Source organism: Streptomyces sp. NRRL S-87 (genome assembly GCF_000719335.1).
Taxonomy (GTDB): domain Bacteria; phylum Actinomycetota; class Actinomycetes; order Streptomycetales; family Streptomycetaceae; genus Streptomyces.
Window position 1 is genome coordinate 1 of sequence record NZ_JOGB01000069.1, and the last position, 14,608, is coordinate 14,608.

General features: G+C 68.5%; 12 protein-coding genes and 3 pseudogenes. 9 read left to right on the plus strand and 6 right to left on the minus strand.

The annotated features are described in order from the left end of the window. From IF43_RS0130785 to IF43_RS42245, 5 genes are all read left to right on the plus strand, one after another. Nucleotides 1–1,055 (plus strand): magnesium and cobalt transport protein CorA (locus tag IF43_RS0130785; RefSeq protein WP_030208308.1); only part of this gene is annotated, 1,055 nt, incomplete at its 5' end. A gap of 327 nt (nt 1,056–1,382) precedes the next feature. After that, the gene (locus tag IF43_RS0130790) at nt 1,383–1,913 is read left to right on the plus strand and encodes a hypothetical protein (RefSeq protein ID WP_030208311.1); all 531 of its coding nucleotides are present in this window, start codon (nt 1,383–1,385) and stop codon (nt 1,911–1,913) included. 172 nt (nt 1,914–2,085) lie between these two features. Further along, nucleotides 2,086–2,286, plus strand: a complete 201-nt coding sequence (locus IF43_RS38440) for a hypothetical protein (protein ID WP_030208315.1) — start codon at nt 2,086–2,088, stop codon at nt 2,284–2,286. Nucleotides 2,287–2,332: 46 nt separating this feature from the next. Continuing rightward, nucleotides 2,333–2,569 (plus strand): hypothetical protein, encoded by a 237-nt coding sequence (locus tag IF43_RS0130800; RefSeq protein ID WP_030208319.1) that lies wholly within the window; start codon nt 2,333–2,335, stop codon nt 2,567–2,569. Between the two features lie 944 nt (nt 2,570–3,513). Next, complete coding sequence (locus tag IF43_RS42245; RefSeq protein ID WP_030208322.1) at nt 3,514–3,696, plus strand: hypothetical protein; 183 nt, start codon at nt 3,514–3,516, stop codon at nt 3,694–3,696. Here the strand turns inward: IF43_RS42245 and IF43_RS0130810 are convergent. After that, complete coding sequence (locus IF43_RS0130810; RefSeq protein ID WP_234332596.1) at nt 3,693–4,715, minus strand: phosphotransferase; 1,023 nt, start codon at nt 4,713–4,715, stop codon at nt 3,693–3,695. The genes IF43_RS42245 and IF43_RS0130810 overlap by 4 nt on opposite strands. Before the next feature lie 195 nt (nt 4,716–4,910). Between IF43_RS0130810 and IF43_RS40015 the strand changes: the two are divergent. Continuing rightward, a pseudogene (locus IF43_RS40015) lies at nt 4,911–5,731 on the plus strand (serine hydrolase domain-containing protein). A gap of 218 nt (nt 5,732–5,949) precedes the next feature. Here IF43_RS40015 and IF43_RS0130825 read toward each other — a convergent pair. The 4 genes from IF43_RS0130825 to IF43_RS0130840 all read right to left on the minus strand — a co-directional run bounded on the left by IF43_RS0130825 (nt 5,950) and on the right by IF43_RS0130840 (nt 11,606). Further along, a complete protein-coding gene (locus tag IF43_RS0130825) occupies nt 5,950–7,284 on the minus strand; it encodes a hypothetical protein (RefSeq protein WP_030208331.1) in 1,335 nt (444 codons plus the stop codon). Further along, nucleotides 7,281–9,260, minus strand: a complete 1,980-nt coding sequence (locus tag IF43_RS0130830) for a hypothetical protein (RefSeq protein WP_030208334.1) — start codon at nt 9,258–9,260, stop codon at nt 7,281–7,283. The genes IF43_RS0130825 and IF43_RS0130830 overlap by 4 nt, the downstream gene beginning before the upstream one ends. Beyond that, nucleotides 9,257–10,051, minus strand: a complete 795-nt coding sequence (locus IF43_RS0130835) for a toll/interleukin-1 receptor domain-containing protein (protein WP_030208338.1) — start codon at nt 10,049–10,051, stop codon at nt 9,257–9,259. Before IF43_RS0130835 ends, IF43_RS0130830 begins: the two co-directional genes overlap by 4 nt. Nucleotides 10,052–10,367: 316 nt before the next feature. Further along, entirely contained in the window at nt 10,368–11,606 is a 1,239-nt protein-coding gene (locus tag IF43_RS0130840; RefSeq protein WP_030208340.1) for a helix-turn-helix transcriptional regulator, read from the minus strand. Between the two features lie 860 nt (nt 11,607–12,466). Between IF43_RS0130840 and IF43_RS0130845 the strand changes: the two are divergent. The 3 genes and pseudogenes from IF43_RS0130845 to IF43_RS43190 all read left to right on the plus strand — a co-directional run. Further along, a pseudogene (locus IF43_RS0130845) lies at nt 12,467–12,694 on the plus strand (CorA family divalent cation transporter); the annotation flags it as partial. Between the two features lie 200 nt (nt 12,695–12,894). Next, nucleotides 12,895–13,566, plus strand: a complete 672-nt coding sequence (locus IF43_RS0130850; protein ID WP_030208342.1) for a hypothetical protein — start codon at nt 12,895–12,897, stop codon at nt 13,564–13,566. A 399-nt stretch (nt 13,567–13,965) separates the two neighbouring features. Continuing rightward, nucleotides 13,966–14,123: pseudogene (locus IF43_RS43190) on the plus strand (CorA family divalent cation transporter); the annotation flags it as partial. A 3-nt stretch (nt 14,124–14,126) separates the two neighbouring features. On the opposite strand, the gene IF43_RS0130855 reads toward IF43_RS43190, so the two are convergent. Then, nucleotides 14,127–14,573, minus strand: a complete 447-nt coding sequence (locus IF43_RS0130855) for a DUF6223 family protein (RefSeq protein WP_051796491.1) — start codon at nt 14,571–14,573, stop codon at nt 14,127–14,129. Nucleotides 14,574–14,608: the final 35 nt, after the last annotated feature.

Here is a 14,608-nt window from a genome sequence, read left to right on the forward strand (position 1 = left end):
CCCCGGCCCCCGCCGCCCCTCCCCCGGACCACCGCAGCGTCGTCGAGGCGGCCCTCTACCGCGGTGGCCGCCGCGTGGCCTCCCCCACGACCCTCACCGAGACCTTCCGCCAGCTGCGCGAACAGCACGACGGCGGCATGGCCTGGATCGGCCTGCACCGCCCGACCGAAGCCGAACTCCACTCCCTGGCGGACGAGTTCAACCTCCACCCGCTCGCCGTCGAGGACGCCCTGGAGGCCCACCAGCGACCCAAGCTGGAGCGGTACGGAGACACGCTCTTCGTCGTCCTGCGCGCCGCCCGCTACCTGGACGCCCCGGAGGAGGTCGACTTCGGCGAGCTCCACGTGTTCGTCGGACCGGACTTCGTGATCACAGTGCGACACGCGGCCGCCCCTGACCTCTCGGCCGTCCGCCGCCGCATGGAGGAGAGCCCCGAACTCCTCAAACTGGGCCCGGAGGCCGTCCTGTACGCCATCCTCGACGCGGTCGTGGACGGCTACGCCCCCGTCGTCGAGGGCGTCCAGATCGACATCGACGAGATCGAGACCGAGGTCTTCCGCGGCGACCCCGAGGTCTCCCGCCGCATCTACGAACTCTCCCGCGAAATGGTCGAGTTCCAGCGCGCCACCCGCCCCCTGGTCGGCATGCTGCACGGCCTGATGGCGGGCTTCGCGAAGTACGGCACGGACGAGGAACTCCAGCGCTACCTGCGCGACGTGGCCGACCACGTCACGCACACCAGCGAACGCGTCGACGCCTTCCGCCAGGCCCTCACGGAGATCCTCACCGTCAACGCCACCCTCGTCACCCAGCAACAGAACGCCGAAATGCGCGCCCTGGCCGAAGCCGGCTTCGAACAGAACGAGGAGATCAAGAAGATCTCCTCGTGGGCCGCCATCCTCTTTGCACCCACACTCGTGGGAACCATCTACGGCATGAACTTCGAGACCATGCCCGAACTCCACTGGGCAGCCGGCTACCCCTTCGCAATCCTACTGATGGCGGTCGTCTGCACGAGCCTGTACGTCATCTTCAAGAAGCGGGACTGGCTGTAGACCACACACCACTTCCGTTGATCAACTTAGCTCTTGCGAATGCGCGAAAGTGACCCTCAGGATCCCCTGGGGAGAATCTGGGGAGAATCCGCAGCCCGCCCACGCTGGGTGCTCCCCCGCACCTTGAGGCCGGCCCTCCCCCACCGCCGACCACCTTCGACCGCACGCGGTTGCGGAGGGTAGCGACAACAGGTGGCACAGCAGATGCTGTGCCACCTGTTGTCGCGACCAGGTCTGTCCTGTCTCCCCGACGACTACAAACCGGCAGTCGTCCAACAACCATGCCCGTAGGGCGCCGATGTCCGACCCCCTGTCTAGCCTGTCTCCGTGAAGCCCACCGATGACCGCCAGTTCCCCACCGCGCTCGCCACTGCGATGGCCGTTCCATTCGACTACGCCGACGGGCAGACCGGGGTCGACTTCGAGCCCTTCCCCGCCTTCCTGTCCGCTGCCGAGACCACCGACTGGTTCCAGGCATGGACCGGGAACAGCGAACTGGACGGCGACGACTTCCGCGTGTTCGGACAGGACGGCACGGGCGGGTACGCGGCGATCTGGCTCATCCGCCCCGGTCGGCCGCTGGCCGAACAGCCCGTCGTCTTCCTCGGGTCCGAGGGAGAGACCGGTGTCGTCGCCCGCGACCTGGGCGACTTCCTGTGGCTACTGGCCGACGGCTTCGGCCCCTGGGAAGCCGCAACTTCGTACGAGCCCGACTGGAAGGCGCGCCCCAATCCGGAGTTGGCATCGATCGCCGAAGGGTTCGCACCGAACCAGCGCCGGTCAGCAGCAGCCGTGATCGAGCTGGCGGCCCAGGAGTTCCCCGACTTCGACGACACCATCATGGGACTCTGCCGCTGAACCCAACGTCGCCACCTACGCGACCGGCCGGAATCACTGGACTAACCTCGATCGGTCGCGAGTGATCACCACCGAACTCGGCGCTTCGGGTCGGTCTCCGCGGCAGGGGAATGGGTCCGCTCACTCAGGTCCGCCCCTCTACCGCGTTCGAGCATCGCTGCAGCCTCTGGCCATGAGCCGAGGGGAAGGCGAGGACATTCTGGTCCTGGAGGCCCGCGAAATGCTGGCCACCGGACGGGACGAGGGGGAGGTCTTCGCCGAACTGGCCGCGCGCACCAGCGACTGGGGCGCCTCCGCGTTGGCTCTGTGTCTGGCCCTCGGAGTGCCGCGGACAGATGCCGAAGCCCGAATCCGCGGGGCTCGCTCCGGCTGACGCCCTACAGGACGCATCCGGCGATGTGGCGGAAGCGACCGATCAAGTGGCGGAAGCCCATGTCCCGCCGAAGAAGCGCACCGGTCGCAAGCCCGCCGCCACCGACTTCGAACTCCGCGCCATAGCCCGCACCGCCCGGCTCGGACGAGATGGACGCGCGTCAAGCCGCCACATCGAGACGGCTGTCCGCACCCGCGGCCTCTCCATCGGCAGGGACCGCCGGGACAAGATCACCCGGCAGGTCCAGGCCGAACTCGACAGCGGCAGAGCGGACGCCGCGTAAGCCCCCATCCGAAGTCACACCGCTCACCCGCGCATCCGACGCGGGCCCACCTATCCCCACGGCAGCGAAGCCGTCCCAGCCCGACCAACAGGAGGCACGCTCTTGCACGACGACTTCACTGCCACGAGTGCCCACGACCACCAGCAGGCCGCCCCCACCCAATCCCCGGACGGAGCAAGTTATCCCTTTGGACGCTCCCCCACCGGCGGAGTGTCCAAAGGACTCACCGCCCCAGGGGGACGGAGCCTCGTCCGGCGCCGGGGAACGCCTGACGAGGAGCCTGAGACCTCGGGACGGACGCAGCCGACGCGGGTGGCGGTGGCCACGGCCTGTTCTACGTCGCCCTGCGCGACCTGCGCGAGGGCCGCCTGGGAGAGGTAGTAGGCGCGGTTGCGGTGCTGGTCGTCGCGGAGGCCGCGATGCACCGGTGGGCGTGGAACTCGGCCTTCTCCGCTTCGCCGAGCCGGTAGTGGGTGATGCCGGTCAGGCCGTGGAGTTCACCCCGGGTGTAGAAGGCGACGGAGAGGGACGGGCCTCGGCGGGGTCTGCTCGATCGTAGGCACCGTGGGCCCGGTCCAGGGCGCGTAGTGCCCAGAAGGTGCCGGGCCCCTCCCCGCCGCGGGGCCGCGGCACAGCCGGCCGCGTCCCCGGCGGCGTGCTGATGGTCAATCCCCTCCCCGCCAAGGGTGCGGCCCTCCTGCATCAGCTGATCCGCCGGTTGCCCACCCTCCGGTTCACCCTCGTCGAGGGCTGGTGGGACACGGCCAGCGAGTTCACCTCCTACCCGAATGTCCACTGTGTCCCCCGCACCTCCGCCATGGGCCCGATCTACACCGCGAACGACCTGCTGCTCGTGCCCTCCCAGGTCAAGGACGCCTTCCCCCGGGTGATCGCTCCACGGCGTCCCCACGATCGGCTCGTCCCGCGGCGGCATTTCCGAGGCGGTGAGAGACGGCGGAATCATCCTCCACCCCGACGACGTGGACGCCTGGGTGCAGGCGATCGAGACGGCTGACCGGGCTGGCCTCGGCCCGAAGGCCCTCGCCGGGGCAGCGCCGCTGGTCCGGCCGTGCCTGCCCGAGCTGGCTGGCGCCGGGCTCATCCCGGCGGCAGCAGCCGCCGGCTAACGGGCCGCGCAGGCGGCCTGCACCTCGTCGGCACGGTCGGTCCACCAGTTCAGCAGCGCCTCGTCCGTCAGGAACATCTCGCCGAAGGTGGGGTCCTGGCGGTCGAGGTAGAACTCCAGCTGCCAGAAGTCGGTCAGCCGCTTCCACCACAGCCGCTTCACGGCGTCGGCGAGGCCCTCCTCCGACAGATCGATCACGGACCGGTAGCCGGCGCAGAAGGCAACGATACGGTCGAGGTCGAAGACGCCACCGACTCCGAACTGCACCTGCGCGGTCCGTGCCACCTCCTCCCCGTACGGACGCACCCCGAGCCGGTCCCAGTCCAGGACAGCCACCACCCGACCGTCCCTGCGCAGCAGGTTGCGGTACTGGAAATCGCCATGCGTCCACCCGTAGGGTCCGGCCGGCACCTCGTCGTCCGGTCGGGCATCGGCGTACCGCGCGAGGAGGCGGCGCCGGTCGTGCACGGCCTCGGCGGCGACCTTGTCGAAGTCCGTCACCGGAGCGGACGGCAAGCGGCTCAGGAGGGCAGCAGCCGCACGGTCGGCCTCGGTCACATCGCGGACCTTCGCCACTGGCGCCTGCTCCGCGACTGGGCCGGGACCATGCCGCCGCAAGCCCTCGTGGAGGCGGCCCAGCAGAGCACCGAGATCGTGCACCTGGTCGAGCGGGAGATCCGTCCCTTGAAGGTGCTCGCCGTCCACCCACGGCAGGACGCAGTAGCCGTGACCACCGACTTCCGCCAGGAGGTCACCGTTGGCCGCGCTCAGCGGCGCCGGCACGGGGATGCCCTCGCGAGCCAGATCCACGAGGACCGCAAGGTTCCTGCGGACCTTCGGAAGAGGAACGTCGGTGATCTCCTTGAGCGCGAATACCCCGGCAGCGGTCACAAGCCGCCAGTTCCGGTTCATCAGGCCATGGGCAAGGAACCGCCGATCACTCACCACGCCCAGCCCGAACGCGTCGGACAGCGCGGGCAACACTGCCGCCAGACCATCTTCTCGAGTGCTATCCGTCACCCCCAGCACGGTACGCCGACGCCGAATCCCGCACCCAAATTCGTCACCCAGGTCCCCACGGAGAGTCGGAGGGAGAAGCGAGCCGCGATCGCCACCGGATCACCCAACTCCGCTCGTGGCGGAGCCGGAACCATCCCGGCGGCCTCACTACCCTGACCGACGGACGACCCGCGGCCGTACGACGATCGGGAGACCATGACCCACACCACCGACCGGATCGAAGACCTCCTCCAGACCGGCGTGCGCGACGAGGTCTACCCCGGCGCGGTGTGGGCGGTCGGGAACGCCTACGGCACCCAGGCCAGCGGAGCCGTCGACCTCCTAGACCCCGACAGGACATCCGCGACGGCGTCCTCCACGAGGCCCTCCACCGCCCGCCGGGCGAAGCAGTCGAGTACACAGTCCGGGCAGCCCTCGTCCTCGGCTACCTCGCCGAGCACCTGTCGGGCCAGCCCCTGGACAAGCTCGCCACCGACCGCATCTGGCGCCTCCTGGGCATGACGCAGACCCGCTTCGGCCCCTCCCCGATGCCGAGGCGGCCCGCAGCGCTCCCACTGAGTACGACGAGACCACCGGCACCCACCTCAAGGGCACCGCCCACGACTTCTCCGCCCGCCTCCTCGACGGCGTCTGCGGCATCGCCGGCACCTTCTCGGTGCTCGACGACCTGGCCCGGTTCCTCCGCCACATGCTCGCCCCCACCCAAGCGGCCTTCGGCCCAGCCTGGATCAAGGGATCCCTCCGCATCGAAACTGGCGACCTAACCCCCGCCCGCGGCCTCTTCTGGCACCCCGCCCCCGGCGCCGACCCCACCGAAGACATCTGGGGCCACTACGGCTTCACCGGCACCGGCATGTGGATCAGCCCCACCCAGGGCCACTGGGCCTGTCCTCCTCACCAACAAGCTCCGCTTCCATCGCGACCGCGAACGCCTGACAGAGATCCGCAACTTCCGCGCCTCCGCACTCACCACGCCGGATCCTGATGGCAGCACAGAGCCAGATGCTCATAGGTGAACCCGGACGACCTGCACCGCCAGACTGAGCCAGCCGTTGTCGGTAGGGAGGCCTTGGCGGCCCCAGCTCACCCGCCCATCGCCGTGGGGGCATCAGCGGGGTCGCGAATATAGGGGAGGAACCCGGCCAACCTTCCCTAGCCCCCTCCTCAGGTCAGGAGGCGCCCCGTCCGGCGTGCAGAAGAGAACCCCTCTGAAGAGAGCCAACTACCCACCAGATCAGCTGCTGTCCTCGTCGTCCGAGTCGCGTGCATGAGGTGCGGCGGGGCCGTGCGGGTTCTGCGAGGTGTCCCAGAGGTCCGTGGGTGTTGTATCGTCCTCGGTCGCCTCCTGCCAGCCTTGGTTCCGTTCGCCCTCGCCGCTCTGCGCCTCCCACGGCATGAACGTCCCCGCGCCCGGGTCGGTGAACCGCGAGTCTTCGCGGGCTTGGGAGCGCGGTGACCAGGCTCCCGTGGTGTCCCCGTCATCCGGAGCCTTCCCCGCCGGCCCCTCTCCCCCGCTCTCGTCGGAAGCCGGGAGAAGGGTCCCCCTGATCTCCTCGGCGGCCTCATACAACTCGGCCGCTTCCAGGCTCCGCACCACACGGTGCACGAACACCGTGTATTCATCCATGTCCGGCTTAAGGCCTACTGCCGCCAGCAACAGGAGCAGCCGATCCGAGACCCCGATTTCCTCCTCGCGGTCGAACGTCCCTCCTCCCTGGCCGTGTCCGTCCCACAGCGGGCCCCCGACTGTCGCTTCGCTCCGCGCGCCCAAAGGCGGCACCAACAGGTGACGGAAGAGCTCGGGTACCTCCTCGTCGTTGGCCGCCGCCGCGATCTGGGCGAGCGGGCCGATCATGTCGACCGCCTTCTCGATCTCGTTCTCGTGTCGGGCCAGCCACCACACCACCGCGCTGCCCGCGCTCTTGAGTACATCCTCACCGAGGTAGCGCCGCTTGTTACGTTCGTGGTGACGCTCGTACTCCCAGACCTCCTCGTCCTTGCGAAGGTCGTTCAACTTCCGCAGGCGCTCGCGGTCAGCGGAGGCGAGGGCCAGCGTCACATCCACCGCCAGGGCCTTTACCCGTCCGCTCTGGTCCGGGAGCGGGACGCCGAGCTCCCCCTCCAGAAGATACTGCGCGAAGCTCGCCCGGCCGGGCTCCTCGCGTTGGACTACCTCCAGGGCCCGGCGGACGACCGAGGACACAGCGAGGGCCGGGGAGACGGCATCGGACCGGTCGGCGTGGCCGGGGACCGGCCTCCACCACACAGTGGCCGAGAAGAGGAAGTCGTAACCATCCGCCGCGCTCGGCAGGGCCGCGTCGACCACCCGCGTCTCCTGGTACGGCTGCTCTGTCGGCGCCGTGGGAGGCTCGGGTTCACTTGGCTCGTGCCGATCGACCGACGCGCGGCCACCACTCGGGGCCACCATCACGAGCAACAGAGAGCCCGAGGCTGTGACCATGCACATGAAGCCCCACAGCCACGCCGACCAGTTCAGTTGGTTTCCGAGCACAGCAGGCGCTAAGCCGCAGAGAGCGACAAACAGCATGCGGGGAAAGCGGTGTTTCATCGAGCCTCTTCCGTGGTCCGGGGTGCGCCGCCCACACTCTGCCTGCGGGCGTACTGCGCCTGGTCTATGTGCTGCCAGAAGAGGGCGGCGACAGCCGCCCGAGACGGGTGGTGCGCGGATCCCGCCCAGTCGTAAGCGATGGCGTAGAGGCGGTGGAGGGCGACTCCACGGCCGTGCGTAGCCCTGACCATGACGCCCAGCGCGATCTCCCGCGTACTGTCGTCAGCCACTGCGTTCAGCCAACTACTCGCCAGCAGGCTCCAAAGCTCCGTCGGCGGCTGGGAGAAGACTGTCTCCCAGCCCAGAAACAGGTCCGGCCACGGTGGCGGGTCCGGTGCCCGGCCACTACTCAACAACTCTGTAAGCAGGCGGAGATGAGGATCCGCTCCGCGCATCTCCCGGCGCGTCCGCTCCCGCAAGCGGTCAAGGAGTAGCCGATAGAGCCGACGGTCGCGGCTGGCCAGGTCCAGAAGTGCCTCCCGGGCCTCACCGGTCGCCTCTTTCCGTACGGCGAGGTAATGGAGCCGCACCATCGCCTGATCCGGGTGTGTCGCGCCGAGGCTCTGGCGGCAGGCGTTGGTCAAAACGCGGGTGAGACCATCCGACAAGGAGCCGGACCGCGCGCACTCGTATATCCGCCTGCGGAACCATCCCCCAAACCTCTCGTGGCTGAGACCGAGTTCGAGGGCTGTCACGGCTCGCCGGTCGCAGGATGCCCCGGTTGCGCGGTCCGCCCAGCGCACTACCAGGTCGAAGAGGTGGTCGGGCCGCCCGATGGTAAGAGACCGCTCGCCGAATCGGACGACGGCGTTCACTTTGTCGTCAGTGGTCAGACCGCGTAAATCGGTGGCATGACCGATCCAGTCCCTGAGGTCATCGCGCAACCCAGGGAAGTTGGCCCAGAAGTAGGTCAGAACCGCGTCGGCGTAGGCCAGCCGCTCGAAGCGGAGCCGTCCGTCAGCGTCTCGCTCGATCCCCAGCGCATCCAAACGCTCCCCGAAATCCGTCCGCGCGAGCTCAGTCGTCGCGTCTTCCTCGTGCCTCACCATCCTCATCAGGCTGTGCCACACCTCGTACACGGTGTCGGCAGGTGCTTCCTCGAACACCGCCGTCGCGAGCAGCAGGGCCCGCTCGGGCGCGGTGCGGAACGTGGTCACCTGTCTGCCCACTTCACCGGCATGATCAGTCACCGCGTGCATCGCCTGGTCGAGCCATTCCGCGAAGTCGGCACCGAACCGTCCACCGTCGCGAGCGGACTTCACGAGCCCCGCAAGCCGCGCCAACTCCCGCATGGGTGAACGGTCGAACAGGCGCTGCAGTTCGTTGCTCCGCAGGTCCGCAGGACGGAAAGGCATGCGGTCCATGCGCAGGTACCGGGTGACAACGGCGATCCCCCGGGGACGCCCCAGTTTCACCGTGTGCGGTTCGAGGTCCGACGAACGGGCGTGCTCCATACCCCACGGAAGGACGACGACCATGTGGGCCCCCGCCGCCTGGACCTGTGACCGACGCAGGGCCAGGCGGTACTGGGCCCTGGCGTACGCCTCCTCGTCGGCGATCCCGGAGAGGTCGAGGAGGAACCGGTCCCCCTCGTTGGGGGCGAGAGGTCTCACCTCCTTGTCCGTATCCTCGTCTGTGGCTGGAAGCTCCTCGAACCGGACACCATCCTCCTCGGCGTCCTCACCGAGCCCGTGCAGCAGCATGATCGCCGCCGCGCGGCGACCACTGCCGGGCGGAGCGTTCAGCAGCACCACCGACCCGGGCTTTTCCAGGCATTCGGCGGCAACGCGGTAGCCCACTGGTGGCACGAACCGGTCGGCCAGGCGTACCCGATCATCGTGGGCGACCCTAAGGGGCTCGACCCCTTTGCGGATCATCCAGTCCGCGGCGGCGCCGTAGAAGACGTACTGGTGCCCCTCACCGTTGTTGACTGGGCCGCGCGGATCATTGACGGTGACGCGGTCCTGCTCGGTCATCGTCCGTCATCCGAGCGCCGGCGCTCGCGCTCGAAGCGCTGGTGGACTGTACCGCTGTTGTCGCCCGCCGTGAACTGGACCCCAGTGTTGTCACCCTGGAAGTGGGGCGCGTTGTACTGGTGTCCCGGACCGGTGTTCACGGGCCCTTGCGGCTCGTTGACAAAAGTGCCGGACAGGTCTCCATTGAGGTTTCCAACGCCGCCGCGCACGCGTTGCTCGACATCGCGCGTCCGCATCCTGGTGTGGCCGGCATCCTGGGCTGACTCCTTGCGGGATTTCGCCTCTGCCCGCTCCCGCACAGCATGAGCGTCGCGGTCCACTGCGCCCAGCTCGGGCAGCAGTCGGGCGATGGCGTCCCCGAGCACCATAAGGTCCGACTCGGCGTTGCGGTGGTCGAACCGCCTGTACTGGCAGTCCGCCAGCTCCTGTAGATCGTCTGGGAGGACGGCGCGGTCGATCCGTGTGGCCTTTCCGACGAGCACTGGGATGACCAGAATCCCGCGGTTGAGCGCGGTCTGGATTTCACGGCGAGTCCAGTCCTGAGCGCCTTCGAGGGCGGGGCGGCCGTCTTCCCCCCGTACTTCCGCCCAGCGGGGGCCAATCACGGCGAGGAGCGCCTCGCACTCCTCCACTGCCCTGACCAGTTCCGCTGGGAAGCGGTGCCCGGGCTCGATCGAATTGCTGGCGAAGAAAATCCGCTCGCCGCCGAACCGCCGAGCTAGCTCCCGAGCAATCATGGTCGCCGCGGACTCCTCGTCGCCTGTGCGGTAGTTGACAAAGACGTTGGGCATGAAGGTTCCCTTCGTTTGAGGTAGACGGAAGACAGTGGAGAACGGGTACAAGTTCGCGTCCGAGCACCGGGGCCGCGAGGCCCCGGTCCACCCGGGCGATGAAGTCCCGACCGTGCGGCGGCATGGAGTCCACGGGAGGCCTACGAACGTGCACCGCCCAACTGGTCATTGACCGCGGGCAGCCCCAGGAAGCCAGGGGGCACAGCGCGACGCATCGGGCAGGGATCAGAGAGGCTCGCCGGGGATAGCCGGATCCGGAGGGACCGGGCAGTCTTGCGAGCCTCCCGGCTCTAGCCGGTATCGGTCGTGGCCCATGTCAGTCGTGCGCGGAGGCGAGCACCCGTGCCAACGCCGGCTGCAGATCATGTACGGCCCGGCTGCTCCGGAACCGTGAGAGTTCCCGCGCGAGACGGCGGACGTCGCTGTTCACCGTCGCCGAGGGCACGGCCGGCATCACCGCCAAGAGCTCCCCAGCAATGGTGCACGCGTGCTCGACCTCCCCGGAGGCCGCGTGGGCCAAGGACCTGCGGAAGCCGTACCGGGTGCGGGTCCGCAGCGCGTGCGGCGGGAGGCGGCGGCACTCCCGGTCGAGGACTTCAGCGGCGGCCTTGGGACGACCGAGGTCGTACAGGCACCAGCCGGTCGTCATCGCCGCCGGATCGCTCACGTGGGTGGTGCCGATCGTGGGGTCGGCGGTGCTGCGGGCGTCGTCGCGATCGAGCAGATCCCGTGCCCTGTCGAGGCTGCGGAGGCAGTCGAGTTCCTCGCCGACGAGCGCATGACCCTGTGCCTCTCGCTGGGCCGCGAGTCCCCGGATGCGTGGCGGAAGTTCGTTGCTCTGGGCCCGTCGGGCCAGGGCTACGGTGCCCGCGGCGTCCCCGCCGTAGAGCGTGACCAGGGCGCGGCGTACAAGCGCGTAGGAACCGAGATATGGATCGCCTCCAGCACGTGCCAGTCCGTCGGCCTCACCGGTCCAGGCGAGGGCCGCGGCGCTGTCCCCGGCCTCCTGGGCCATCCAGCCGGTGAACTCAGCGAACCGCGATGCGAGCAGGAGCGCGGGGGCCCGAGCGGCGGACCGGGTGTCGGCGGCCAGGGCGGCGATCACGCGTGTCTGGGCCTCCAGCAGAGGAAGCAAGACCTTTGGCGCGGTGGACTGGCCGAGCTTTCGTAGCTGGTCGAACTGCGCACGGAAGGAGGGAAGGAGTGGATCAGGGGCAGAAAACGCCGGACCGCCGAGTTTCAGGCCGAGGTCGATCAGTGCTCCCGTACCCGCCGCCAGAACTTCTCGGCGCCCAACAACCCAGGGGCTCGGGGTGGCGGTAGTGGTGTCCGATTCGGTCTCGGGGCGCACGACCAGGCGTTGCAGCTCGCCGTTCGCGCCGAGGAATGCGTCGCACCGCCGGGCCAGTTCGGGGGACGCAAAACGCTCCCCGCGTTCGACCTTGCTCAGGTACCCCTTGTCGTAGTTGAGCGCGACGGAGAACTCGGTGAGAGTCAGACCTGCTTCCTGTCGCAAGCGACGAAGTTCTGCGCCGAACCGTAAAGCTTCACTCATCACTAGTCTCCCCTTGCATAGCGAACGTGAGGGTCGTAGCTGTTACGTGGAACTCTGTCTCACCGCTGGACACGATGGCGAACCTCCGTCGTGACGGTCCGTATCGCTTCGCATCCGAGAGCGAGTTTGACACGAGGACTGCCTTGAGAATCAAGGTTCGGCGGCGTTGCCCGTTGCCTCTTACGTTCTCCGTTGTTCTTCGTCTGTTCCTCGCTGGGACCGGAGTCGAGCATGATCGGAACGAAGCGGTCGAAAATGCCAGGGTCTATGGCTTCGTCCGATCACGCCGCCAAGGGCACTGAGTCGTTCGGTGTATCTCTTGATCAAGGAAGATGCCCCGGTGGCCAGCGGCAACGCGACCGCAGTCGAGGCGGTGGACGGTCGACTGATCGCCGCGTTGGTCGGCTGCGCCCCGATCGATTGCCTCCAGCAAACAGGTGAGGCGGGGGGCGCCTGCAGCCATCGGAAGCAGCTGCGAAAGTTCTCGTGGCAGGGCGATACCACTGCCTGCGCAGTCTGGATAGCGCTACCAACTCCGCCACGAGAAGCTGCGTGAGCGCTGGTACGCGCTCATGGAGGCCCCGAGCCGCGCCGTACACGACGCCCACACCCAACCGCGAGCACCGCCGTGCAACAGCGGGCACTTGCTCCTGCCCCGCTGCCACTACGCCCCGTAGCCCGCCATGGCACGGGGATCACAGTCCCGACCGGCGGCGATCTTCCTTCAGAGGCAGGCGCCGCTGGGGAGAATCTCGGGAGAATGAAGGCCCGTTGGGGAGCGGCTGGGCAGGATCGGCCATACAAACGGGCAGCACGGGGGAGAGGCTCGGAAAGACCAATCGTCGCAGGTCGGACCGTCTATTCGGGCGATTTCTGCAGGTGGGCAGCGTGAGGGCGACTACTTCAAGAAGATCTCCGCCTGGGCCACCATCCTCTTCGCCCCCACCCTGGTCGGCACCGTCTACGGCATGAACTTCGAGACCATGCCCGAACTCCACTGGGCGGCGGGCTACCCGTTCGCGATCCTGCTGATGGCAGTGGTGTGCGCGAGCCTGTACGTCGTCTTCAAGAAGCGCGACTGGCTGTAGGGGGCCGACCGGCCTGGGGGCACCCGCGCGCCGACGGCGGCGGACCGCTTCGGCCGGTGTGACGAAAGGGTCTCAGCTCCGGAAATCCGGCTGTCTGATTCCAGCCGATGCACTTCGCTTCTTCCGACGGCCATGGCAACGCCCACAAGCCCAGTCCCCGGCCGCCACCGAAGCACCGGCCGTCGACAGAAGGGCGCCCCATGACCCCACCCGCCACCGTGAACCTGACCAAGGCCTCGCCCACGGTCTCTCTGGACAAGCACGGCGTCACCTCGGGGCTGATCAAGGTCAATCTGGACTGGACGCCCCCGCGGGCCGCCGCCGAGCGCGCAGCCCCTGAGAAGCGCGGGCTGTTCGGACGGCTACGGGCCTCCTTGCAGTCTGCGGCGGCCAAGGACGTGGACCTCGACCTGGGCTGCATGATCCGGTTCAACGACGGCACCAAGACCGTGGTCCAAGCCCTGGGCAACGCCTTCGGATCGGTCCACGACTTCCCGTACGTGGCTCTGGATTCGGACGACCGGACCGGAGCCGGGTCCGACGGCGAGAACCTCGTCATCAATCTCGGCCACCAGGCCGAGTTCCAGAAACTGCTGCTGTTCGTCTATATCTACGACGGCGCCGGTGACTTCCGCGGACTCGACGCGGTGGTGAACCTCACCTCCGACTCCGGAGACCGCTTCCGGGTCAGCCTGGACGACTGCCCGCCCCGGGCCCATGCCTGCGCCATCGCCCTGATCAAGCGCCAGAAGGGGGAACTCGTGATCGCGCGCGAGGTGCGGTGGTTCACGCCTGAGGACGGCCCAGGCATCCAGGACGTGATCTCCCGGGCGTACCGGCTCGGTATGAAATGGACCCCGGGTACGAAGTAGCCAGCGGCAGTGTTCTCCTGCGCGCCGACAGATTTACTGCGGCTCGGCCCCGGCGTGGAGAACGGCGCGAATAGATCAACCGCTTCCTCCCAGGGGAAGCGGTCGGCCTCGCCGCCGGAACTCGGACGGTCGGGCTCGTAGCTGTGCTGCGGTGATCAGTCTGCCGACGTCGCCAGCGATCCCGGCGGCGCACGACGACGCATAGAAGAGCTTGGACTGCGGCTCCGTCACGCTGGGACTCCCAATGCAGCACGCCCAAGCTGTTGACGCTGCATGGCCAGGGGCTTCTTGGGACAACAGAGAAGCCATGGCGGGCCGGCGGAACCAGACCCGGTCAGTTCAGTTTTGCAGGTCAGCGCCGCGAGGGTGGTGACTTCAAGAGATCCCCTCGTGAGCCGCATCCCCTTCGCCCCCACCCTCGTCGACACGATCTACGGCATGAACTTCGAGACCATGCCCGAACTCCACTGGGCGGCGGGCTACCCCTTCGCGATCCTGCTGATGGCGGTGGTCGCACGAGCCTGTTCGTCGTCTTCGAGAAGCGGGACCGGCTGTAGGACTCACCGCACCGGCTCGGCGCGCTCCTCGCCGCTGCGGGACGTCGGTCGTCCGGTGCGGGGGTGGCGGACCAGGGTAAGCCTCCCGAGGACCAGGGCGGGCAGCCCCAGCAGCACGGCCATGGCGCCGCCGATGACTCCGTTGCCGGTGCCGGGGCCGCCGTCGGCGACGGCCAGGTTCAGCGCGCCGACGACCGTGCCGGTGAGGCCGGCCACCAGGGACATGACGGCTCCCCTCCTTCCGCCGAAGAGGCCGGTGCGGCCGGTGCGGCCGGTGCGGCCCGCGGAGCGGGCCAGGGCCAGCCCTCCGATGATCACGCCGGCCAAGGCCACCAGCGCGGCCGCGCCGCCCACGAGCCGGCCGGTGGTCAGGGCATAGGCATCGACGGGGGCCGACTGGGCCGCCACGTGCGCGGCCACCGGGGCGGCAAGTACGAATCCGACGGACATGAGGTGCTCCTCTTCCTCCTGGACCTACGACTGGT

Bases quoted from the DNA above. Each gene is read 5' to 3' on its own strand.
- IF43_RS0130835 (WP_030208338.1), bottom strand. From the start codon at position 10,051: ATGCCCAACGTCTTTGTCAACTACCGCACAGGCGACGAGGAGTCCGCG.
- IF43_RS0130825 (WP_030208331.1), bottom strand. From the start codon at position 7,284: ATGAAACACCGCTTTCCCCGCATGCTGTTTGTCGCTCTCTGCGGCTTA.
- IF43_RS0130840 (WP_030208340.1), bottom strand. From the start codon at position 11,606: ATGAGTGAAGCTTTACGGTTCGGCGCAGAACTTCGTCGCTTGCGACAG.
- IF43_RS0130830 (WP_030208334.1), bottom strand. From the start codon at position 9,260: ATGACCGAGCAGGACCGCGTCACCGTCAATGATCCGCGCGGCCCAGTC.
- IF43_RS0130850 (WP_030208342.1), top strand. From the start codon at position 12,895: ATGACCCCACCCGCCACCGTGAACCTGACCAAGGCCTCGCCCACGGTC.
- IF43_RS0130855 (WP_051796491.1), bottom strand. From the start codon at position 14,573: ATGTCCGTCGGATTCGTACTTGCCGCCCCGGTGGCCGCGCACGTGGCG.
- IF43_RS38440 (WP_030208315.1), top strand. From the start codon at position 2,086: ATGAGCCGAGGGGAAGGCGAGGACATTCTGGTCCTGGAGGCCCGCGAA.